This is a genomic window from Kaistella treverensis, from assembly GCF_900114045.1.
Taxonomy (GTDB): Bacteria; Bacteroidota; Bacteroidia; order Flavobacteriales; family Weeksellaceae; genus Kaistella; species Kaistella treverensis.
In genome coordinates, this window is record NZ_FORQ01000002.1 from 1 (window position 1) to 24,044 (window position 24,044).

Consider the following 24,044-nt stretch of genomic DNA (forward strand, 5'->3'; position numbering starts at 1 on the left):
AGTGCTAAATTGAACATTTGGTTTTCAAATAAACATTAGTGCTAATTGAAAGTAAGTGCTTCAAAATCCGCCACTTCGCCAAGCCGCGGAACGTTATGTGCAACCGTATGAAAACAATTCCAATAACAATTTTATTTGCATTTATCACAATTCTGTTAGGGTGTTCCAAGGAAAGTAAAACCATTAAAGAAGACGATGAAAAAATCCTAATTAATGCAAAAGAAATTCTTGAAAACAAAAATCTTGCTGGCTTAATTACTAAACTTGAAAACACAGAATTGACGGAAGAAACCGATATTAACAAAATTCCAAAGGTTATATTAAACTTCCTAAATGCAATATTAGAAGATAAACCTATTGCAAATCCACACGAAAATTGGAATCCTACTGACGTTATTCTCGACAAAAAACTGCCAAGAAGAAAATTACAGTATTTTGGCAGTGGAAAAAATATAGCGTTAATGAATTATTTTAAGGGAGGAATAGGAAAATCAACCATCAGCACTTTAAATTATTCAGGGAGGAAATCAGGGACTAATGTTACTGATTTTTTATCTCCTAACCGAATTTCGAGGATGATTTTCTTTAACGAGGGGGATTGGGATCAATTAAAAGAAATTTCTTGGTTTCGCTTTGTGAAGGTCAATGACGGAAATTTTGATCAAATAATTAATTCCGATAATTTAGACTTAATAGCAAATTCTTCTCATACTAATAATTGGAAAGACGAAAATGGAAATGTAAGTTTTAGATCTGTTTCTGAACCTCTCAAAATCTCGCAGGAATTCAACGGAAAGAAAAATGAAAAAGGGCAATTGAGTACGCCGTTAACAGAGACTGAGATCTATGAAACCACATCGCCAATTTCCTCATTCTCTTTCCAAATTTACACCCACCGAAAAGATGACAACCCGGCCATTTCAACTGATCTGTCAAAAACAATCAACATTTACGCAGACAATAAATTAATAAAAACATTTAATTACGCTTACACAGATCTAAGAAAAGTGAGCGGTATATCTTTAAAGAACTTCAATGTAAACGAGGCGAAATAATAAAGGCAATAACAATGGAAATTAAATATCATGCTCAGTTCTTACTTGATAAAGAAAAAGATAAACCTACTGCAAAAGTTCGTTATAGAATTAAATGGGAAGATAATATTGTGGCTTTTAATTTAGGTTATCGCATAGAAATTGACAAATGGAGTCTCGAAACTCAACGCTGTAAAACCAATACAACGCACGGTGAAAAGAAAGTTAGCGCATCAATCATCAATAAAAAAATCAAACAATTTGAATCCGTTTGCGAGAAAGTTTTTCGCAAATTCGAAATCGAAAACTCTACACCTGGAAAAGAGAACTTTAAAAACTTGTTTAATCTTGAAATAGGCAAGAAACCCGTAGTTCTGATTGAGCGAGATAAAACTTTGTTTGAACTATTTGATGTTTTTACGAAAGAAGAGTCTTTGCTGAATCTATGGTCTATTAAGACACAGGCAAAAATGAAAACCTTCAAAAAGCATTTGAAAACATTTGATGAAAATCTAAGTTTTAAATCCCTGGATGAAAACAAATTAATAAAATACCAATATTTTTTACAAGACGATCTAAAACTCCAGAACTCCACTGCCTTAAAAAATTTTTCGTTCCTCCGGTGGTTTTTAAGATGGGCGACTAAAAAAGGTTTTAATGAAAACAAAGCATTTGAACTTTTTAAACCGAAACTCAAAACTATTCAGAAAAAGATAATTTTTCTTACTCAACCCGAGCTAAGTCAATTGAAGAATTTTGACATTCCAAAAGAGAAAAAATATTTAGAAAGGGTGAGAGATGTTTTTATGTTCCAATGTTTTACCGGTTTGAGATATTCGGACGTAGAAAATTTAAAACGAAGCGACATTAAAGATAATTTCATCGAAATAATAACGGTAAAAACTTCTGATAGTTTAATTATTGAACTCAATGATCACAGCAGAGCCATACTTGAAAAATATAAAGATGAAGTGTATGAAAAATCTAAAGCTTTGCCGGTGATTAGCAATCAAAAAATGAATGAATATTTACGGGAACTAATGGAAATGGCGGAAATTGATGAACCTATTCGCGAAACCTACTATAAGGGTAATGAAAAATTTGATGAAGTTTCCCCAAAATACGCACTTATGAGTTCTCACGTGGGGAGACGAACTTTTATCTGCAACGCTTTGGCTTTAGGAATTCCTCCGCAGGTCGTGATGAAGTGGACAGGTCACAGTGATTATGCTGCGATGAAGCCCTATATTGATATTGCAGATCAAACAAAAATAAATGCTATGGCAAAGTTTAATATGTTGTAAAGTGTAGCCTTCATCATATTCAATTACCATTATAGAAAAATTGATAGGAATAATATCGAAAATAACTACTTGGGCAGGCATTCAATAAAGATGAGAAAAACTTTCAGTGCCGGAATCCTCTACAGATTCCCGATGTTGGTAGATTGCAGGCAGAAATACTTACAGACGGAATCTGTAAGATTCCAACTGAAACGCGAGGATATACCAATGCCACTCGGTTAAGGGGACATTGATGATTAATACTAACAAAGAATATTTAGCATGTCTTAAATATATCGTCACAAAGAATTTTGGAATCTCCACTCACTACAACAGCGATATGAGTTGGGGTGCAGGGGCAACTCTTAGTTAACCTCAAATTTAAGCTCCATCACCTCTTGAGAATTTCCTCCCACCAATACTTTAAAACTTCCCGGCTCTACTACAAAAACTCCGTTGTTATTGTAAAATCCAAGTTCTTTATCTGTTAAAATAAATTTCAAAACCTTGGATTCTCCGGGTTTAAGATTTACTAACTGAAAACCTTTTAATTCCTTCACAGGTCTTGCAACGGATGCAAATTCGTCGTGAATGTAAAGTTGCGCAACTTCTTTTCCTTCGTGTTTTCCTGTGTTTTTCAAGGTCACTGAAACTTCTACATTTTCTCCGTTTTTAAATTCACTTTTATTGATTTTCAAATCTGAATACTCAAAAGTCGTATAGCTCAACCCATAACCGAAAGGATAAAGCGGTGTTTTTTCGGAATCAGAATAATGCGTCCAAAAAACATTTTTATCTTTATCTAAAGGTCGCCCGGTGTTGTAATGATTGTAATAAATAGGGACCTGTCCAACATTTCTCGGGAAAGTCATGGGTAATTTTCCACTTGGATTGTAATCACCGTAAAGTACCTGTGCAACAGCGTTTCCGGCCTGCGTTCCAAGATGCCACGCTTCTACAATCGCGGGGATATTTTTGTCTGCCCAATTGATTGTTAAAGGTCTTCCGTTATTCAGCACCAAAACAATATTTGTGTTGACCTTGTAGATTTCTTCCAAAAATTCCTGTTGAAGTCCCGGCAGATTCAATTCTGTTCTGCTTCTTGCTTCTCCAGAGCTGAAGGCGTGTTCGCCCAAAACCATTACCACAACGTCGGCTTCTTTTGCCGCTCTTTTCGCTTCCTCAAAACCGCTTCTGTCCGTCATATTATAATCAACATCGGTCAGGAAATCGGGTTCTTTTGTAGTCAGATGAAGCCCTTTTACATATTTTAAATGATTGCCTTTGTAAGCATTCATTCCTTCCAAAACGGAAACTGCCGAATTATCTTCTGCCGCAATTCTCCAACTTCCCAAAGGCGAGTTTTTACTTTCTGCAAGTGAGCCGAGCAATAAAATTTTCTGTCCCGATTTCTTTAAAGGCAAAATATGTTTATCATTTTTTAAAAGCACGATTGATTTTTTCGCCATATCCAAAACCGCATCATTGTTGGCTTTGCTTCCCACGGTTTCTTTTTCACGTTTTTCATCCAAGAATTTGTATGGATTATCAAAAAGACCGAGTTCATATTTCACCCTTAAAATTCTTCGGCAAGCATCATCAATAAATGATTCTTTCACTTTTCCTTCTTTAACCAAACTAATGAGTTGTGGCACATAGATACCGCTTTCCATATCCATATCGGTTCCGGCTTCCACGGCTGATTTTGCTGCTGCGGCTTCATTTTCAGAAAAACCCCACGGAATCATTTCACGAATCGAAGCCCAATCTGAAATCACAAATCCTGAAAATTTCCATTGGTCTTTCAAAACTCCTCTGAGCAATTCTTTATCTGCGGTTACAGGAATGCCATTCACTGTGTTAAAGGAGGTCATCACGCTTCTGATTCCAGCATCAACAGCCGCTTTAAATGGCGGCAAAACCTGATTGTGAAGTGTATTTTTTCCAATTTCCGCGGAATGGTACTCCAAACCGGCTTCCACAAAACCATAACCGGTGAAATGCTTTGCTGTCGCAGCAATTTTTAGAGGGGATTTAAAAGTATTATCACCCTGAAAACCTTTCACTCTGGCCACGGCAACTTTTGAACCCAGAAACGGATCTTCTCCGGCTCCTTCCATCACTCTTCCCCATCTTGCATCCCGTGAAATGTCCATCATTGGTCCGAAAGTCCAGTTGATTCCTGATGCGGCGGCTTCCGAGGCTGCAACTTCTGCAGATTTCTCAATAGCTTGTAAATCCCAACTGGCCGCTTCTGCTAAAGGAATCGGACTTATGGTTTTATAACCGTGAATCACATCAAAACCTATAATTAAAGGAATGCCTAATCTTGTCTGTTCCACCGCCATTTTCTGCACGGCAAGCACTTCTTTCACACCGCGAACCGTCAACATCGAACCAACCAATCCTTTTTGTATATTTTCATATTTCTGTTCCGCAGTTCCGCCAACAGGAGCAGGCCCTGTAACGTCCCAAAAACCATTGTATTGGTTCATCTGCCCCACCTTTTCTTCCAAAGTCATTTTAGACATTAAGACATCGATTTTTTTCTCAATCTGGGGATTGAGTTTTTGTTGTGAACTGAAAAGGGATGCGGTAAGAACACTCATTGTAAAAATTGCAGATTTTGTAAATTTTTTCATTAGTAAAGATATTTATTTCAAACTTTCTGTGGTAAAACTTGAAAGCGGAAGTCCTGATTTATTGAACAGATCGGGCATTGCAACGTTGCTCCACGCGTAGCGCACGTTCACGGGATTTTTCACGGAAGTGGATACTAAAGTGATTCGATTTCCTTTCAAAGTGGGTTTTGCAGGATAATATTTCCCATCGTTTCCTGCCATTTCAAACAGTTGGGAATTTGAATTTTTAAAATGAAGACCATCCGCAAATTCGAAAGTTAAAACTGCTTTGCTGCCTATGTATTCTACATTTTTAAATGCAGGACTTTCCACCAACCCGTTTTTAAAATTATATACATTTTTCAAAGCCAAATTCGCCATTCTTACACCTATCGGTTTTTTATTTTTGGGATGAATGTCGTCGGTTTTATCCAAATCTGTTGTTACTACCATTCCAGAATTTGGGACGGTTTGCGCCACCACTCGCTGTGCGTTTTTAATTTGAACCGTTGTATCGCTCCAACCGGTAAAACCCGCAATCTGAACAATGTAAAACGGGAAATCATACCCTTTTGCCAACCTCCAAGACGAAATCATTGAAGACAATAAATCTTTGTAACCCTCGGAATTTCCGGTGTTGGGTTCGCCTTGATACCACAATGCTCCTTTAAATTTAAAATTGTTGACCGGATAAATCATCGCGTTGTAAGCACCGGACATTTGCGAGGGATAATAGTCAGAATTTTCCAAACTTTTGAAATTTTCAGCAAGCGATGGATTTGAATCAAAAACCTCTTCCGGTGTCCATAATTCCGCAGGAGTACCGCCCCAAGCTGAACAAATCAGACCAATAGGAACGCCTTTCAAATCTTCCTGCAGTTTTTGGGCGAAAAAATAACCAACGGCACTGAAATTTTTCATTGTTTCAGGCGTGCAAAGCTGCCAGTTTCCAAAGAAATTATTCTGTGGAAATTCGGAGGAAAGTTTTGGAACAAAGAAAAAGCGGATGTTCGGATAGTGGGCTTTTGAAGCTTCCAACTCGCCGTCTTTTATTCCCCAACTCGCGCTCATCTCCATATTGCTCTGTCCGGAAAGCAGCCAAACTTCGCCCAGCATCACGTTGTTCAGCACGACTTCGTTGTATCCTTTAAGCGAAATTCTGTATGGTCCGCCTTCTTTTCCGGTAGGAATTACAAATTTGAAAGTCGAGTCATTTCCTGTCGTCACTTTATATTCTTTGTCGAGAAAATCGGCTTTCAAAGTGATTTCCTCTTTCGGATTCGCATTTCCCCAAATCACGACTTGCGAATTGCGCTGCAGCACCATGTTGTCTGTAAAAACCGCAGGTAGATTGATGTTCGCAAAGGCAAAAACCGATGCCAGAGAAGAAAATAATAGCGCAAATTTTATTTTGAAATTCATTTTGAAAATTTTTAATGTTTTGAGATTGCCACTTGATTTTGCTATTCCATTTCGCCCAATGACAATGGCTATTATCTGTTTAGAAATGTTTTGAAAGAAGGATAAAGCTGATCTGCCATTTCCTGATCCTGTTTTATACTTGGATGTCCGCATCCTTCAGACTGCATCTCCTGAAATTTCAAAATCTCAATTGGAGCGTGTTTGGTATCGTTTTTAAAGAAATCTTTCACTTCAGAAAGGCAATCGAGCAAAATTTTATTTCTTTCGCCGTGAACCATTGGACTGTTCAGCAAAACTACCCTTGTATTTGGATATTTCCGGTAAATATTTTGGATGAATTCAATATAATTTCCAACAAACTTATATTTGTTGAAAGGCAGTCTTTCTTTCTTGCCGTCTCCATCTGACAAATCGTTTGTTCCGAGACAGATGCTAACTACATCGGGCTGAAAATCGTTACCAAATTTTGCCGGCTCCGAAGTACGCAAATAAAGGTGGTCGTAAACATCGGGCAAAATGTTTTCTTCCCGTTTTTCGCTATTCCAGTTGCGATACATTCCGTAACCGGAAACTGAACTAAGCATAAAATCAGCATCCAACATTCTTGATAAAGCCGGACCGTAAGCATAATATGCATTGTGCTGATCAAACCATTGCCCATCACCACATTTTTTGTCGCTTTCATCGTTCCCAAAACCGCAAGTGATGGAATCGCCGATAAATTCAATTTTTTTCCTTGATTTTGACTGCATAGCCACTGTTTTCACACCTGTTCCGTCAAAGAAAACTTCGCCCATCGCAGCTTCGGTTGCTTTAAAAATTTTAATTAAATGAATTGTTTTGGATTGATCTGCAACACGGAAAGTAAATTTTTTAAACTCATTGTTATCCACTTTGAAACGTCCAATATATTTTCCGTCCAATTCAACAGATATATAGTTGTAATAGCCCTGATACGGCACATTTTTGAGATTAACCTCCACCGAATTTCCCTGAAACTGAAATTCTAACGAGGAGCCCGGACCAATTAATTTCCCTGAATTTTCTGATTGTTTGTCAACGCGACCTTTCCAGACAAAATTTTGAAAATAATTTCCACGGTAATCATATTTCCGAAGAATTTCACGAGTTTTTACGCCCGATTCATTTAAGTCAGAAATGCTCCAATTTCCTTTTGAGTTTGCAGTGGGCAAAAGCATTGAACACGATTCTTTTTTATCCGAAACCGACCAGGTAATCCATGATAATTTCCTGTCGTTCATCCAGTTAATCCAGCGTTGCCATTCTGCATCGTCGATCTTTCCATCACCACTCGCTTCCATCCCAGCAGATTCCGATATAAAAACAGGAATACCGGAATATAATGCAGAATCGGTTCTGTCCCGAAGCCATTGTCCGTGAGTTCCGGCATAAAAATGCACGGTGTACATCACATTTTTTACATTTTTCAAAGGATTTTGCTGAACCAAATCAATCCGCTGATCCCATTCCGGACAACCAACCAAAATCAAATTATCAGGATCATTTTTGCGGATTTCCGCAATAATTTCTTCCGCATAGACTTTCACTTCCTCCCAAGACTGCTTTTCCGGTTCGTTGAAAATTTCGTAGATCACATTCGGATATTTGCCATATTTTTTTGAAACTTCAGAAAAAAATTTCTTCGCTTCTTTGGTATGGATTTGATGCGCGTGCCAATCAATAATGACATAAATTCCTTCTTTTATGGCACCATCAACAACTTTTTCAATAATTTTTCTGTTTTCTGCGGGTTTTTTCAGATAAGCACCATCCGGTTCAATTCCCATCGAGGCACGGACTACATTGACGTTCCAGTCGTTTTTAAGCCATCGTACAGTTTCCCTATTGTAAAATCTGGGATGCCAGTTGCTCCAACCAAAACTGGTCCCAATCAATCGTACAGGATTTCCACCTTGGTCGGAAAGTTGGGTTCCTACAACCTGAAGTTTCCCAATTTTCTGTACGGGATTTTTAGCCAGTCCAAGCGTGAAAACCGTTATGAATAAAAGGAAAATTATTTTTGAAAAATTTTTCATACTTTTTTGTAGCCACAAAAGGCACATAAGTTATTAGGATTAAATATTATAGTTTCAAAGGTGTATCAAGTTTTGAAAATCAAAGATTTTCATATTTCAGAGTACCTTTTCTGGCTGTTTTAATTTTATCGATACAGTTTCATTCTGCGTGCCTGTTTTTCAAACAAAGTTTTTCTGTCCTTATAAAATTTCTGAAAATCTTTTTCGGACGCATGACCTTTGAACGGCAGATAATATTCCACCTCGTTGTTACCAGGCTTAAATCCGGCATTTCGCCAAAATAAAACATAGGAAAACTGATGTTTATCGAAAACAGGTTTCAGAATTTTTGTAAACCACTGTTGGTCGGGAATTTGGTTGTAGCCAATCTCTCCAATTGCTGTGATTTTGCTATGTTGAACTCCAGCCAGATTCATATTTTTCAAGAGTGTGTCAATCTGTTCTGCGAATTTATACCCTTCTTCTACTGAACTTCTTTGGTACGCATCAAAAGTAAAAATATCCACATATTCATCTCCGGGATAACGTTTGAGATATTCTTCAGGCGAATTGAATTCAGTCCCGGTATTGTAAACTGAAATTAAATTGTGCAGATTTTTGGTTTTTCGCCAATAATCCAAAGTATATCTGAAAAACTCCCTATATTCCTCATCCGTAGCTGAGTTGACACCCCACCAAAACCAGGTTCCGGTATGTTCGTGCCAAGGTCGCCACAAAACCGGGATTGGTTTTCCGTTTTTGTCCTTTAAATCGCTGATGAACCCGGCAACTTTATCCAGATAAGTTTTGAAAAGTTCGTGTTGTGAGCCATTCGGAAGAATTTCCGAAATGGATTTATTTGATGAATCCCATGCATTTTTTCCAGTGATAGGATTGTTCGGATGCCAACTTAAGGTGATGATTCCACCTCTTTGGTGTCCTTCTTTGATGAACTCCTTCATTTTGTCGAATGGAACGCCATCAAGATTTTTGTCGTGGCCGAGTTCCAAGTCGCCGAGCTCCCAACCGTATACTGCAGGAAAATCTTTTACCACTTCTTTCACATCGCTTCTGCCATCCTGATATTTCCAGTAAACACCATAAGCCAAATCATCCTGATGTCCCACGAAATAGCCTTTTTTTTGTGCTTTTACGAGATTTTCGTAAAGCTTCACAGTTTCGGGAGTTGCATCGGGATCCGATAGTTGGTATTGCGCGTCAGAAAATCCTATAACTCCAATAAAAGCAAAAGTTAGTATTTTTCTTAAAAACATAATTTCAGTTTAATTAGCTGGTGATAATCTCAACATTAAAATATCTTTTCCGGGAACAGTAAACTTAAAAGATTTATTGGTATTTCCCATTTTTTTATCTGTCCAAAGATTTTCGATACTGTAGTTTTGATTTGATGAATTAAAAGTGAGTTTCGAAACTTCGTCATCGGTAAATTGATTATTTTTCCAATCGAAATTATAAGTTTTGGGTGTTGCATTTCGGTTTAGAAAAGCTACTGCCCAATCTCCATTTTCCAATGGCTTGAACCAGATTTCAAAATCTCCGTCATCCTTATATTTCAGTCCTTGAACACCAAGTTTGTCCTGATTAACGGCGATTACTTTTTTATTGGTTAAAACTTGTAAAGTTTCAGCGTTCATATTTCTGATATCATTACCTGCAATTAAAGGTGCCGCAAGCATTGTCCACATCGAAAAATGGGCACGCTCTTCGCCAGCAGTAAGATTCCCATTTCCGATTTCCATCATATCAGGATCGTTCCAATGACCGGGACCAGCAAATTTTCTTAATCCTTCCTGTTTATCTAAAATTTGTAAAACACCAAATGACTTCCAGGTTCCATGGTCCTCAATACAATCAAAACAGTTATAAATATCGCCGGTTGTACGCCAAAGATGACCGATATTTTTTCCCCAATCCCAAGGTTTGTTATCTCCCCATTCACAAATGCTCAGAACAATTGGACGCCCTGCCCTTTTCAAAGCTGCCGCCATCGTTTTGTAAGCACCTTCTGCGCTTAAACTTTCTGAACTGCACCAGTCATATTTCAAATAATCAATTCCCCAATCGGCGTAAGTTTTGGCATCCTGATTTTCAAATCCGCGACTTCCGGGTCTTCCACCGCAAGTGAGTGCTCCCGCATCCGAATAAATACCAATTTTTAAACCTTTGGAATGAATATAATCCGCCAAAGCCTTCATCCCCGAAGGAAAACGTTTTGGATCCGGATGAATAAAACCATTTGCATCGCGATCACCGTGCCAACAATCGTCGATATTAATGTAAGTGTAACCTGCATCACGCATTCCTGTAGAAACCATAGCGTCGGCAATTTCTTTGATTAAATTTTCATCTACGTTGCAGGCGAATTTATTCCACGAATTCCAGCCCATTGGTGGCGTTAAAGCCAAATTAGGATATTTGGTATAATCTTGAGCGTACTTATTTTTTTCCTGTGCAGATAATAAAGAAGAAATAACAAGAAACGCACAGATCGCAAGTTTTTTCATAATTTTTATTTAATTAAGCTCTGTTGTAATCGTCTTCAATTCTTACAATATCTTCTTCACCGAAGTATGTTCCATACTGAACCTCGATAAACACAACCGGCTCGTTGGTTTTGTTTTCAATTCTGTGGTGTGCTCCCTGCGGAATTTCGGCTACTTCGCCGGCTTTGTAATCTTTGATAGAATCGTTAATGGTAATGGTTCCAACTCCGGAAACAATCGTCCAAACTTCTCCTCTTTTGTGGTGATACTGCAAAGAAAGTCTGCCACCGGGATTGACCTGAATTCTTTTAACTTTGTGTGTATCAGCATCCTCCAATACCCAATATTCTCCCCAAGGCCTTACGTCGTGTTCCATTTTTTTTAATTTTAATTTTAGTTTTTGAAAATTTTCTGTTATTTATTAAATTTCACCTGAACATCGTCCACATACATTGTTCCGGTCGCTTCTGAAAGGGCAAGCATAATTCTGTATTTTCTGGAATTTGCAGGGATTTCCAAGGTTTTTGTAAACTGTTGCCAGTCTTTTGCATCATCTACAAAGAAAATCGCCTGATCCTGTGACGTTTTGTTAGTTCCGTCTGTGGTAAATTCTACAATCATTACGCCCTTATTCCAGTCATTTTTGCCGGCTTTTATATCTTTGGTTTTTACGGATGCGGAAACATCCATTGTTTTTGCATCCGCAGGAATGTCGGCGATTTGATCCACGCCGTACCAAACCGGTTTTTCGGAGGTTAATTTCAGACTGAAATTCCCGTTCTTCTTTTCTTCCGAAGTCATTATGGCGTTTCCACGCCAAGGTTCAAGACCATTTTCGAAATCACCGCCTGCCAATGTCAGAATTTCCAAAGGTGTATCATCGGTAATGACCTTCACCTCGTATTTTTTGTTTTCAGCTTCCACGAGTTTATTGTAGTCTTCCTGATTTAAAGGAGTAACTTTCACATCATCAAAGTAAAAACTTCCGGTGCATTCGGAAAGTGCAATCATCAGTCGTGCGTTTCGGTCTTTATTGATGGGAATGATTTTTTTTACTTCCTGCCACGCTGTAGTACCGTCCAAAGCCACGATGTTTTCTCCTTTCCCGGCAATTTCTGCGATGATAACGGCTTTGTTCCAGTCGCTTTTGCCTTTATCAATTTCGTCTGCTTTTACCCAAGCCGAAACTTCAATTGCTGCCGTATTTTTGGGAATGCTGAAAGACTGATCAATACCTCTCCATGTTGGCGAAGTGTATTGCGTAATGGAACCTCCTTTTTGCCCTGAATGTTTTGAATAGGGCGAAACGGTCAACAGATTTTCATTGTTCCAGCCCGTTGCATCGTATTCAAAACCACCATTTTGAATGAGATTTTTCTGAGCGAAAATCCCAAGACTTGAAATGAAAGCGAGTGTTAAAAATATTTTTTTCATCTTAAATAAAATTTTATTGAAGCACATACAGCGAAGTCCCGATGTTGTTTTGCAAAGTCATTTTCGGTTTCAAGGTAAAATTTTTGAAATCCGTTGCGTAAGGTGTTGCAGGTGTAGGAACAAAATAATTGTCCTGATAATTGCTCCAAAAGTTAATATATGAAATTTTGATATTATTGTTTGTAATCGCAGGAAAAACCAAGTCTGTGAAATGCGCCGCTGTTCTTGGCGTAGTGTTGGAACTTGAATATCCGGTTTCCGTTAAAGCCGCAATTTTATTTTTTTGAACCGCCAAATCTGAAATCATCTGCAATTTTTGGTTCGCCAATGTAACTCCGGCAGAATTTTGATTGTAGAAATCAATGTAATTATCCATTCCCAAAATATCAACATAAGAATCTCCAGGATAACGCTGAAGATAACTCACAGAATTATTGTATGATGCATCAGGAGAAAAAGCATACAACACATTGTGAACGCCTTTCGTGTCACGAAGATAACTTACGGTAAACTGATAAGCCTGGTTGTATTCATCAGCAGTGCAATAATTTGCTCCCCACCAAAACCAGTTTCCGTCAAATTCGTGAAAAGGTCTGAAAATCACAGGGATTTTTTTGCCATCGTTTCCAATTAAATTATTGAAAACAGAAGCGACTTTATCCAGTTTCAGTTTATACCAGTTGTGTTTTGCACCGTTGGGTAGTATAGATTTAAAGGCATTCTGTTTCTGCTCATCCGTCATATTGGTAGTGTAGAAATCCGTTTCCTGAAATGGTTCACGCAGATGCCAGCAAAACGTAACCGCCATTCCTTTATTGTAGGCTTCTTTTGCGGCAGCAATAATTTTCTGTTCCTGCTGATAATACCAATTTGATGAATTTGCCTGATAATTTTTATCGGTAATGAACATAAAATCCAGGCCAATCATTGCAGGATCAGAACCAATAGTTTTCTTTACATCCGACATTGAAGCATCATTCTGATAATAACTATAAAACGCGTCCTGATGTCCAACCAAAATTTTGCTCCCGGCATTTTTATAAAGATTGTAAAACAATGCCGCAGTTTCCGTAGTTGCATTTTTGTCTACCATAAAAGTTTTTACATTTTGTGGCGTAATTCCAGCAACAACAGGAGTATTTGAATTTTCATTGTTCTCTGTTCCGTTTCGGGAGCAGGAAAACATCGAAAATGCAAAAATCAAAAACAATATTTGGTAAATTCTGCGCATGTTTAAACTTAACTTAATCGACTGATAATTTCCAGACAAGCACGGGAATTGTGGTACGGACATTTCCAAAAACCGGCTTTGTCTTTTTGTATTTTGGAATAATCAGCATTAATGCCCCAAAACCATTCACCCTTTTTTCCGTCGATGATGTGTTTTTTTGTGAATTCCCAGTTTTTTCCGAAAATTTCCAGATATTTTTCGTCTCCGGTGATTTGGTAGGCATTTACACAACCAATCCAAAGTTCGGCTTGTGGCCACCAGTGTTTTTCGGCGATGAGAAGATTTTTCTGTGGATCATATTCATACCAAAGTCCGCCGTCTTCATCCAGACCTTCCAAAGTTGCATTTGCGATTTTCACAGCGTAATCTCGGTATTTCTCAACCAATTCTTCATCGTTGGAAACTTCTGCACACCAGAGCAACAGCCATGCTGCTTCAATATCGTGTCCGTAAGAAACCACGTCTTTTCTTTCGTTCCAGTTTTCATCAAAAAAGAGTTTCAGATGCCAAGTTTCTTTGTCGATAAAATACTGGTCAATAATCTTTAGAATTTCGATGATGCTTTGGCGAAGGTCCTCGTTTTGCCAAACCAGATACAGATTTGCATAGGCTTCTACAATATGAAGATGGGTGTTCATGGTTTTCTTTTCATTGGCGTCTTTTTCGCTTAAACGCATATCTTCAATAGGTTTCCAATCGGAAGTGAAGGCTTCAAAATATCCTTTATTTATTTGATCATAAGCATAATTTCGGATACTTTTAAATAAAACAATAGCTAAATCCAAAGCTTCCTTATTTTTTGAAATTTTATAGAACTCGCTCAATCCATAGATTACAAAAGCCAATGCATAAATTTGATTTTTGCGGTCTTTAGGAGATCCATCTGCATGAATACTCCAAAAAACTCCTTTGGTTTCAGGATCATAAAATTTGGTTTTTATTTCCTCGAAGGCTAATTCTGCCAACTGAAAATGTTCAATGTTTTTGGTTACAGGAAACGCTGCCGAGAAAGTCCATAAAATTCTTCCACACAACACGGAACCCTTTTCTGCACCGAAATTTTTGATCTCGTTGAAATCTACTTCGCCAATAAAGCCGCCGTTTTTTTCATCCAACGTATTTTTGCTCCAATAATTCAGAATATTGTGGAGTTCAGATTCAATTTCGGATGAAATATTTTGATAAGACATTTAAAAATTTTAAAAAATGGCGCAGTCCTTAATCCTTAAATGAACTACGCCGTGAGAAACTATATGAGTTATTTTGAAACTAAATTTCCGTCCACAATTCCGATAATGGTCTGAACGGAATCGTAGGAAGTCAGTTTGTCTTCCGGTGTATTGATGCAGTAATCCACCAGTTGCTCAACCGAAGAAACCGCCACGTGCATTCTTGTATCAGACGAAGCATAATAAATGAAAACTTTTCCATCTTCATCGGCAATCCAACCATTTGAAAAAAGAACATTAGAAACATCTCCAATTCTTTCAATACCTTCAGGAGCCATGAAATATCCTGCTGGTTTGTGAATTACTTTTCCCAAATCTTTTAAATCCGTCATGAACATATACAAAATATAGCGCAAACCAGCGGCAGTATTTCGAACTCCATGCGCAAGATGCAGCCAGCCTTTTTCTGTTTTAATTGGAGCCGGACCGAGACCATTTTTCAGTTCATAAACAGTGTGGTATGTTTTTCCGTAAATGATATGTTCGTTTTCCACAACCGGATTGTTCATATCGGTTACATAACCCAAACCAATTCCGCCACCACTACCGACATCAATGAAACCATCTTGCGGACGCGTATATAAAGCATATTTGCCATCAACAAATTCCGGATGCAAAACAACATTTCTTTGTTGGCCGGTATTGGAAATCAAATCCGGAAGTCTTTCCCAATCGATCAAATCTTTGGTTCGCACAATTCCTGCATTCGCAATTGCCATGGATGTATCGCCTTTTGGAGCTTTCGGATCTTTTCTTTCGGTGCAGAAAATACCATAAATAAAACCATCTTCATGATGAATTAAACGCATATCGTACATGTTGGTATCAGGATTCCCATCAATCTGTGGAATTACAATTGGTTTTTCCCAAAATCTGAACTGATCTACCCCATTTGGTGATTCGGCAATTGCAAAAAAAGATTTTCTGTCGTAGCCTTCCACACGTACAGAGAGCAAATATTTTCCATTCCATTTCATAGCTCCCGCATTGAAAGCGGCATTAATCCCGAAACGTTCCATCAAAAACGGATTTCTTTCCGGATTAAAATCATAACGCCATTCCAAAGGTGCGTGAGCTGCAGTAACCACAGGATTTTCATAACGTTGGAAGAATCCGTTTCCTGCTTCGTTCACCGGCAAATTAGTTCTTGATATTAAACTCTCAAATTCAGTTTTAATTTGATCTAGTCTGTGTTCGTATGTGTTCATTTTTATTTCAGTTTTAGATTTGTTGGGAGTTATTATCTCTTCTAGCATTCAGTTCTGTTTCTATTTCTATTATTTTTTGATCATTTAAAGGATAAAAGAATATAAAAATCACCGAAATCACCGCTGCGATTCCCGGGAAAATGCTCAGCATCAGTTTTATTCCGTTTAAAGTTCCTTGCTCTTGAACCAAGTTTGCTTGAAATCCATAGTATCCTAAAAGCCAACCTGTTAAAGAACCTCCTATTGTCCAACCCAATTTTTGCGACATTGATGATGCGGAAAATACCAAACCTGTTGCTCTTCTTCCTTGGGTATATTCAGAATAATCGGCACTATCGGCATACATCGACCAGATCAACGGGAAAATACACCCGGCGCACATGCTGATCAAAGCCTGCAAAATCATAGTGAACCATATATCATCTTGTTTCAGATAAAAGAAAAACACGCTTAATACGGCTGCTGTGAGCATGGCAAGAAGGAAAGTATTTTTCTTTCCGATTTTATTTGCAATGGGCGTGGCCAGAATTACTCCGACGATGTTTGCAGCTTGTCCTAAAACAAGATATAGCGAAGTTGGTGTATTTTCAATCCCGAAAAGCTTGAACGTATTCTGATTTTCAAAATAATATTTAAAATAATAAACCGCAGCACCATCTCTCACCGAATTGAAAACCAAGGCCCCAACACCAGCACCGAGCAAAATCCACCAAGGTTTATTTTTCCATAAATCCTTTAAATCTTCTTTCAAATTACTTTGTTCAGTAACAGGTTGAATTCTTTCTTTAGTTAAAAAGAAACACCCCCAGAAAAACAAAGTCGTAAGTACACCGAAAACTGCAATTGCCCAAAACCAGCCTTCCGCAGAATTCATATCGCCGCCAAAATATTTAATAAGTGGTTCCAAGAGCCACAGCGCGAGCAAACTTCCTCCAAATGCGAAAACCATCCGGTACGATGACAAGCTGTTGCGGTCTTTTCTATCGGACGATATCACACCCAAAAGCGAAGCATAAGGAACATTAATCAGCGAATACACCATCATCATTAAAGAGTACGTGATGTAGGCATAAATAATTTTGCCTTTGTCATCAAAATTGGGAACATAGAAGGTTAAAATACCGATAATCGCAAATGGAATCGCTACCCACAGTAAATAAGGACGGAATTTGCCCCATTTGGATTTGGTTCGATCTGCCAAAATTCCTACAATGGGATCGAAAAACGAATCCCAGATTCGGGTAACTAAAAACATGGTCCCAACCACTGCAGGAGCCAATCCAAAAACATCGGTATAGAAAAGCATCAGGTACATACTGAAAATTTTCCAAAACATTGACGATGCAAAATCGCCCAAACCATAGCCTATTTTTTCACTAATGCCCACTTTAGAATTGTTCATTTTGATTATTAAAAAATTATTATTTATAAATATTTGGTGTTTGAATATCCTTTAGAAAAAAAGTATTCGGAAGGTTATAAAAGTCTTTAAAATCCTGCTCATTCGGATGTCCCTTGTACGGAGTATAGTAATGCATTTTCTTTTCCGGGGTTAATCCATGATTTCTCCATGCTAGAATGTATGAAATCTTATAATCTCCTATTGCCTCGATCAGTGTTTTGGTCCAGAATTTATGATACGGAATTTCCTCATATCCGGTTTCTGCCATGGCGGGAATTTTATGATGTTCTTTAGCGATTTCATCCATTATTTTAAACTGTCTTTTTGAGTTTTCCACAAAAGAATTATGATGAACCGGATTTTCCAATGCATAAATATCGAAACTCACCATATCCACAAAATCATCGCCCGGATAAGCTTCCAGAAATTCTTCTTTCGTAGTAAAATCTGAAGTATTATACACCCAAATTAAATTGTGAACATTTTTTTCGTGGGTTAAATAATTAAAAGTGAATTTCCATAATTCCTGAAACTCTTTGGGGGTACAATTTCCTTTTCCCCACCAAAACCAGTCTCCTGTTAATTCATGATAAGGTCTAAACAAAATGGGTACGTTTTTCCCGTCTTTTCCTTTTGGTGAAAGCAAGTTTTCAGCAACTTTGTCGAGCCATAACTTAAATTTTTTATGGTTAACATTCCCTGGAAGGATGCTGGTTACTGTTCCCAGAACTTCATTTTTATTCCAAGCATCTTTTCCGGTTTTAGGATTATCGGCATGCCAAGAAATTGTATTGATTCCTCCTTTATTATAAACCTCTTCCATAAATTTCTTTTGATCTTTAAAAGTAAAAATATCAATACTTCCGGCTGCATTTTTCTCCACTCCACCAATATCCCAACCGAAAACTGCCGGAAAATCCCCTGCGACTTCCTTTACATCACTTCTTCCTTTCTGCATCCTCCAATTCACACCGTAAGCTAAATCATCCTGATGTCCGAACATAATGCCTTTATCTAAAAGTTTCCAAAGATTTTTATAAAGATTTTGGGTTTCCGAAGTTGCATTTTTATCAGCTAAAGCATATTGTCCGAAAGCGAAACCGGTCACCAGAAAAAGAAAAAATGCGGAAAATTTAGTAACGTGACCCATATTTTATTCTGATTTTGAAAATTTACGAATGATTTCCCAAGTCGATTGATCCGAAACAAAAACGGAATTCAAACCTTGCTCTTCCATCGGTGGATCGCCCATAAAATCATCGCCTTTTTTCCAGAAAACCTGCCCCGGAATTGGCTTTGCCTCACCTCCGAAAGCCCAAAAAGCAACACCCGCAAATCTTCCGTTCTTATTTTTGGAATTGTGCCATAATTTCAAAGCCGTTTCAAAATACCGATCCCTCAAATTCGTTGAAGAATGGATGTCAAAAGAATGATGATCACGCGGAAAACCAAATTCTTCTAAAACCATGGGTTTATTGATTTCATCGGCTATTTTGAGGTGTTTTTCAATATAGTCTATGCTTTTTTGTCTCGCATTTTCGAAGCCTTCCTCCATCTTATTTTTATCGAACCAACCCCAGTTTTTTGGCCAAATATGGATGGTTAAATAATCTATATTTGGATCTTGATGCGTCTGTTTAAACAAATCCATATTTTCAGTGCCCATTTCTCCCTCGCTGCCGGTGGTTACCAAGTGATTTCGGTCCAAAGATTTAATAAACGCCGAGCTTTTTGCTAGGAATTTTTTGTAATTTTCATTAGCATAAGGGCGCATTGGGCGGGGTTCATTTGCGATTTCCCATGCCATTAAGGTTTTATCACGAGTGTATTTTTTACCATTCACAGCGTTTTTTCTTGTAATAATTCGCCTTACCTGTTCAAAATACTGTTTCTGGCATTCATTACAGCTATAAAATTTTGAAGTATAATCTCTCCAATCATCCCAATTGAAAGGGTTTTGTAGGGTTTCATCATCTATTTTTCCATTCCAATTTAGGTATTGAAGCCAGCCACCGCTCCATTCCCAATTATTGGAAAGAAAAAGAACGACTTTAATATCTTGTTTTGCGGCTTCATTCATCAAAATATCGAGTCCTTTAAGATTTTCTTCGTTGAATTTCCCGGCTTCGTATTGATATGCAGGTTCCACTCGGTTATTTCCATTAATTTTTCCCGTTCCTTCCACTCCAACCAAGACTCTGATATTGGTAACATTTTGAGATTTTAAGAAACTCAATTCACTTTTCAAACGATTTATCCCGCGTTTGTCATCACTTTCAAGACCTAGATATGAAGCATACCAAAAATTGGTTCCAACAAAGTAATACGGCTTATTGTTCAATATAAACTGCCCATTTTCCACGGAAACAAATTTCTGAGCTGAAATTCCTGATGAGATCAACACCAGCAATGCAAACATTAATTTGGAAAACATTCGAGCCATTCTTAAATTTTATAGTTATTAACAATATGTTAATGTCAAATATAATCCGTTAAATTTGCAACAGACTAATATTATTTTGTCATTTTTACAAAAAATAAATACATAAAATAGACAACTATCTGTTTTTCAATCAAATAAAATTAATACAATATGAGCAAAACCATTGAAGTAATGAGAGAGATAACACCACTTTCTCCCGAAGAAAGCTTTCTGGTGTTTGACCGAGTAAAGAAAAATTTTGATTTTCCACTTCACTACCACCCGGAAGTTGAACTTAATTTCATTTCAAAAGGAAAAGGAATCAAACGCGTTGTCGGGGATCATGTAGGAGAAATCGACAACCTAGAACTGGTATTGATTGGCCCCAATCTGCCGCATTATTGGAGTGATTATAAATGCAAGACTAAAAAAATCCATGAAATCACCATACAGTTCAGCCTTGATTTTTTTGATCAATCATTCCTGAAGAAACGCCTGATGAAGCCTATTAACGACATGATGAAAGAATCCATTCGGGGAATCATGTTTTCGGAAGCAACAATTGAAAAAGTAAAAGATAAATTACTAAGCCTCTCCACAGTAACAGGCTTTGAATCTTTCATAACAATGATGGAAATATTGAACGAACTGGCAATTTCAGAGAACAAAACCCATTTATCATCCTACAGTATCGAAAATGAAACTTTTGTAGACAATGACGACATGAAGCTTGTTTACGACTATATCCACAAAAATTTTGACAAAAAAATCACTTTAGAAGAAATTGCGCAACATGTGAACATGAGCATCGTGACCTTCAACCGATTCATCAAGAAACGTTCCAGCAAAACCTTCATCAATTACCTCAACGAAATCCGGGTAAGTTATGCATCAAGATGGCTTATAGAGAAGGACATGAGCATTTCGGAGATCGCTTACTTATGTGGTTTCAACAATATCGCCAACTTCAACAAAATCTTCAAATCCTTGAAAGGATCAACCCCAACAGAATTTCGGGATCGCTTCACTGGAATCAAAAAAATAGAATGACAATTGTCATTTTAACACCTAAAAAATAATTATTAAATAATATTTATAATAAATTATAAATCAATAACATACAATTAAACAAACGATGTATAATCATGCACTAATCAAAAAATAGCATGTATAATTGACAAAATAATATTAACATTGAAACTCAAATGAGTATAGATTTGCTTAAATAGCAAACCAAATATTAACTCAATGTTAATCTATTAAAAAAAATGGTTATGAAAAAAACAACAACCAATGCACTCAATCCCTTTTTCAGCAATAGAGCAGCTTTATTTTTTGCGCTCACGGTATTGCCGGTAGGATTTTTAAGTGCGCAATCTACTTCTGATAGCATCAAAGAAAAGAAAATTGATGAAGTAGTCGTAATCGGATACGGAACACAGAAGAGAGCGGATGTTAATTCTGCGGTATCATCGATCAAAGCAAAAGACATCGAAGACATTAAACAAGTTTCGGTGGATCAAATGATTCAGGGGAAACTTTCCGGAGTTACCGTGACTAATTCCAGTGGACAACCCGGATCCGCTGTTTCTATTAAAATTAGAGGTGCTACTTCTATCAACGGAACCAATGAACCGCTTTATATTATCGATGGAGTTCCGATGTCGGGAGACGCAACGGGAAGATCTACCACAGGGCGACCAATTGCGGGTAATGACTTTTCTTCTACCGGTGGATCAGGAAGTGTGGCGGTTTCTCCAATCTCTTTCTTGAATCCGAACGATATAGAATCGATTGATGTATTGAAAGATGCCTCTGCAACAGCTATTTATGGTTCAAGAGGAGCAAATGGAGTAATTTTGATTACAACCAAATCCGGAAAGAAAGGTTTAGGAAAAATAAGCTACGAAGGATACAGCTCGGCATCAGAAGTTTCCAATTTTCTGGATGTTTTGAATCTTAGACAATATGCTGAACTTCAAAATGCTATGGCACCGGTTTTCGGAACCCAAATCCGTCCGGAGTTCGCTCATCCTGAGCTTTTAGGAGAAGGAACCGACTGGCAAAAAGAAATTTACAGATCAGCATTTTCGCAAAATCACCAAGTTGCTTTTTCTGGAGGAAGTGATAATTTAAATTACTACACTTCTTTGGGATACTTGGATCAAGAAGGTATTATCATCAATACCGGAATGAAACGATATACACTCCGAGTGAATGTGAATGCTAAAATTAAGCCTTGGCTAAAGGTTGGAACGAATCTTTCGGGAGGGTTTTCCAATGAGCGATTCACCGTCAACCAAAGTTATGTAGGGTTGATTTCGAATACACTTCTACAAGCCCCAGATCTTGCGGTTTACAATAGCGACGGTACTTTTGCATTGCCGCCATCCAATCAGTTGGTGAGTTATTTCAACCCCATTGAAGAAGCAACGACCAAAATCAATAAACTTATCCGTAAGAATTTCCTTGGAAACATTTATGCAGAAGTAGATCTTTTAAAAGGTTTAAAATACCGAATCGAGTTATCAGCCAATACCGAATTTTCAGAAAACACCGAATTTGCACCGAAAAATAGACTTAACGACGATGCTGATTTATGGTTAAGAAATGGAGATTGGTACAGCACCAACATCAAAAATTTATTAACCTACGACTTCAGCTTTGGTCAACACAGATTCACCGCTTTGGTGGGACAAGAAGCATTGGACAGCCACTGGAAATCAACAAATACTGACGGACACGGATTCCCTTCCAACGATATATTCACGATGACCATGGCTGAAACTACAAACTCGCAAAGTTATATAGGAAGCCAATCTCTCAGCTCTTATTTTGCTCGTTTGCTCTACGATTTCGGAGGAAGATATGGATTAACAGCTTCCATAAGAAGAGATCAATCTTCAAAATTCGACCCAGTTTATGAAGATGGTAAAAACCAAATTGGATATTTTCCAGCAGTTTCTGTGTCATGGAAAGTGACCAAGGAAAACTTCATGCAATGGATTCCTGAAAATTATTTTAGCAACCTGAAATTCCGCGTAGGATATGGGGAAACAGGAAACCAACAAATCCCTAACAACCTATATTCTTCTCTACTTTCTACTTATAATATTCCGCTCAATCTCAATAATCCAAATTTAACTTGGGAAACCATGAAGCAAACCAATATTGGGGTGGATGTAACGCTACTGAAGAGATTGAATATTTCCGCAGATTGGTACAACAAAGAATCTGCAAACTTCCTATTCCAGCTTCCGTTGCCTGATTATTTAACGGGAGGATTAGGACAATATGGAGGAATCAACGCTCCTTATTCCAATATCGGAAGCATGCAAAACCGAGGTATTGATATTTCCGCCAACTATGTTTTGAGAAATGACAATTTCGAATGGAGCAGCAATTTTGTGTTTTCAAAATACACCAACAAATTGATGGATCTCATCAACGGAATGTCCGACATTACCAAAGACGTAAACTTAAACGGATATCAACCAATGACCGCAACCAACACCATTATCGGGCAACCTATCGGAATGTTTTATGGTTTAAAGGCCAACGGTTTGTACAGAAACGAAGCTGATCTTTCAAATGCTCTCGAAACATTTGGTGGAGCACCACAATTAGGCGATGTAAGATATGTTGACGTCAACGGAGATGGTGTGATTGACCTAAAAGACCGCACCACCATCGGAAATCCACACCCGGATTTCACTTTCGGATTTACCAATAGTTTTAGATATAAAGCTTTCGACCTTTCTGTTTTCGTACAAGGTTCTGTAGGTAATGAAATTCTTAATTTAACAAGAAGAAACGGTACCCAAACCGCAATGATGTATCAAAACCAACTTGCAGAAGCCATGGATTACTGGAGCCCAACAAACGTCGATGCAGCCAACCCAAGATTAATCAACAGTACCTCGCATGCAAACATTATGATTTCCGATCGATATGTTGAAAAAGGAGATTACTTGCGCGTGCAAAATGTAACTTTAGGCTACAACATGCCTTCCGAATTTGCATCCAAATTAAGTTTATCAAAACTTCGGATTTATGTAACAGGACAGAACCTTTATACCTTAACCGATTATTCCGGTTATGATCCAGAAATCGGAGCATTCAACCAAGATGTTCTGCTTTCGGGTATCGATAATGGTCGCTATCCTTCACCACGTACTTATATTTTAGGTTTTAATATTGAATTTTAAAAAAAATAGA

General features: G+C 37.7%; 18 protein-coding genes. 5 read left to right on the forward strand and 13 right to left on the reverse strand.

Annotated features, from left to right (window positions below; genetic code table 11):
* Positions 1–107: 107 nt before the first annotated feature.
* The 3 genes from BMZ55_RS11450 (at position 108) to BMZ55_RS11495 (ending at position 2,560) form a co-directional block, all read left to right on the forward strand.
* Positions 108–1,055, forward strand: a complete 948-nt coding sequence (locus BMZ55_RS11450) for a hypothetical protein (RefSeq protein WP_233701902.1) — start codon at positions 108–110, stop codon at positions 1,053–1,055.
* Positions 1,056–1,069: 14 nt separating this feature from the next.
* Entirely contained in the window at positions 1,070–2,338 is a 1,269-nt protein-coding gene (locus BMZ55_RS05445; protein WP_089819449.1) for a site-specific integrase, read from the forward strand.
* A gap of 90 nt (positions 2,339–2,428) precedes the next feature.
* The gene (locus BMZ55_RS11495; RefSeq protein ID WP_262493335.1) at positions 2,429–2,560 is read left to right on the forward strand and encodes a hypothetical protein; all 132 of its coding nucleotides are present in this window, start codon (positions 2,429–2,431) and stop codon (positions 2,558–2,560) included.
* Positions 2,561–2,682: 122 nt separating this feature from the next.
* On the opposite strand, the gene bglX is transcribed toward BMZ55_RS11495, so the two are convergent.
* From bglX to BMZ55_RS05510, 13 genes are all read right to left on the reverse strand, one after another.
* The gene (gene bglX, locus BMZ55_RS05450) at positions 2,683–4,959 is read right to left on the reverse strand and encodes a beta-glucosidase BglX (RefSeq protein ID WP_089819451.1); all 2,277 of its coding nucleotides are present in this window, start codon (positions 4,957–4,959) and stop codon (positions 2,683–2,685) included.
* 12 nt (positions 4,960–4,971) lie between these two features.
* Complete coding sequence (locus BMZ55_RS05455; protein ID WP_089819453.1) at positions 4,972–6,360, reverse strand: sialate O-acetylesterase; 1,389 nt, start codon at positions 6,358–6,360, stop codon at positions 4,972–4,974.
* Between the two features lie 71 nt (positions 6,361–6,431).
* Entirely contained in the window at positions 6,432–8,417 is a 1,986-nt protein-coding gene (locus BMZ55_RS05460) for a cellulase family glycosylhydrolase (protein ID WP_089819455.1), read from the reverse strand.
* A gap of 125 nt (positions 8,418–8,542) precedes the next feature.
* Positions 8,543–9,670, reverse strand: a complete 1,128-nt coding sequence (locus tag BMZ55_RS05465; protein ID WP_089819457.1) for a glycoside hydrolase family 26 protein — start codon at positions 9,668–9,670, stop codon at positions 8,543–8,545.
* 9 nt (positions 9,671–9,679) lie between these two features.
* Entirely contained in the window at positions 9,680–10,921 is a 1,242-nt protein-coding gene (locus BMZ55_RS05470) for a glycoside hydrolase family 27 protein (protein ID WP_089819459.1), read from the reverse strand.
* A gap of 13 nt (positions 10,922–10,934) precedes the next feature.
* Positions 10,935–11,276: a phosphomannose isomerase type II C-terminal cupin domain gene (locus BMZ55_RS05475; RefSeq protein ID WP_089819461.1), complete on the reverse strand. Its 342-nt coding sequence runs from the start codon at positions 11,274–11,276 to the stop codon at positions 10,935–10,937.
* Positions 11,277–11,314: 38 nt separating this feature from the next.
* Positions 11,315–12,334, reverse strand: a complete 1,020-nt coding sequence (locus BMZ55_RS05480) for a hypothetical protein (RefSeq protein ID WP_143068750.1) — start codon at positions 12,332–12,334, stop codon at positions 11,315–11,317.
* Positions 12,335–12,347: 13 nt separating this feature from the next.
* Positions 12,348–13,538, reverse strand: a complete 1,191-nt coding sequence (locus BMZ55_RS05485) for a glycoside hydrolase family 26 protein (RefSeq protein ID WP_233701904.1) — start codon at positions 13,536–13,538, stop codon at positions 12,348–12,350.
* 35 nt (positions 13,539–13,573) lie between these two features.
* On the reverse strand, positions 13,574–14,755 hold the full coding sequence (locus tag BMZ55_RS05490; protein WP_089819465.1) for an AGE family epimerase/isomerase: 1,182 nt from the start codon (positions 14,753–14,755) through the stop codon (positions 13,574–13,576).
* Positions 14,756–14,823: 68 nt separating this feature from the next.
* Entirely contained in the window at positions 14,824–16,002 is a 1,179-nt protein-coding gene (locus BMZ55_RS05495; protein ID WP_089819467.1) for a glycoside hydrolase family 130 protein, read from the reverse strand.
* A gap of 13 nt (positions 16,003–16,015) precedes the next feature.
* On the reverse strand, positions 16,016–17,404 hold the full coding sequence (locus BMZ55_RS05500; protein ID WP_089819469.1) for an MFS transporter: 1,389 nt from the start codon (positions 17,402–17,404) through the stop codon (positions 16,016–16,018).
* Positions 17,405–17,423: 19 nt separating this feature from the next.
* Positions 17,424–18,554 (reverse strand): glycoside hydrolase family 26 protein, encoded by a 1,131-nt coding sequence (locus BMZ55_RS05505; protein WP_089819471.1) that lies wholly within the window; start codon positions 18,552–18,554, stop codon positions 17,424–17,426.
* A 3-nt stretch (positions 18,555–18,557) separates the two neighbouring features.
* Positions 18,558–19,838: a glycoside hydrolase 5 family protein gene (locus tag BMZ55_RS05510; protein ID WP_221404024.1), complete on the reverse strand. Its 1,281-nt coding sequence runs from the start codon at positions 19,836–19,838 to the stop codon at positions 18,558–18,560.
* A gap of 180 nt (positions 19,839–20,018) precedes the next feature.
* On the opposite strand from BMZ55_RS05510, the gene BMZ55_RS05515 reads away from it, so the two are divergent.
* Both BMZ55_RS05515 and BMZ55_RS05520 read left to right on the forward strand, forming a co-directional pair.
* A complete protein-coding gene (locus tag BMZ55_RS05515; RefSeq protein WP_233701905.1) occupies positions 20,019–20,876 on the forward strand; it encodes an AraC family transcriptional regulator in 858 nt (285 codons plus the stop codon).
* Between the two features lie 224 nt (positions 20,877–21,100).
* Complete coding sequence (locus tag BMZ55_RS05520) at positions 21,101–24,034, forward strand: SusC/RagA family TonB-linked outer membrane protein (protein WP_233701906.1); 2,934 nt, start codon at positions 21,101–21,103, stop codon at positions 24,032–24,034.
* The last annotated feature ends 10 nt before the right edge of the window (positions 24,035–24,044 follow it).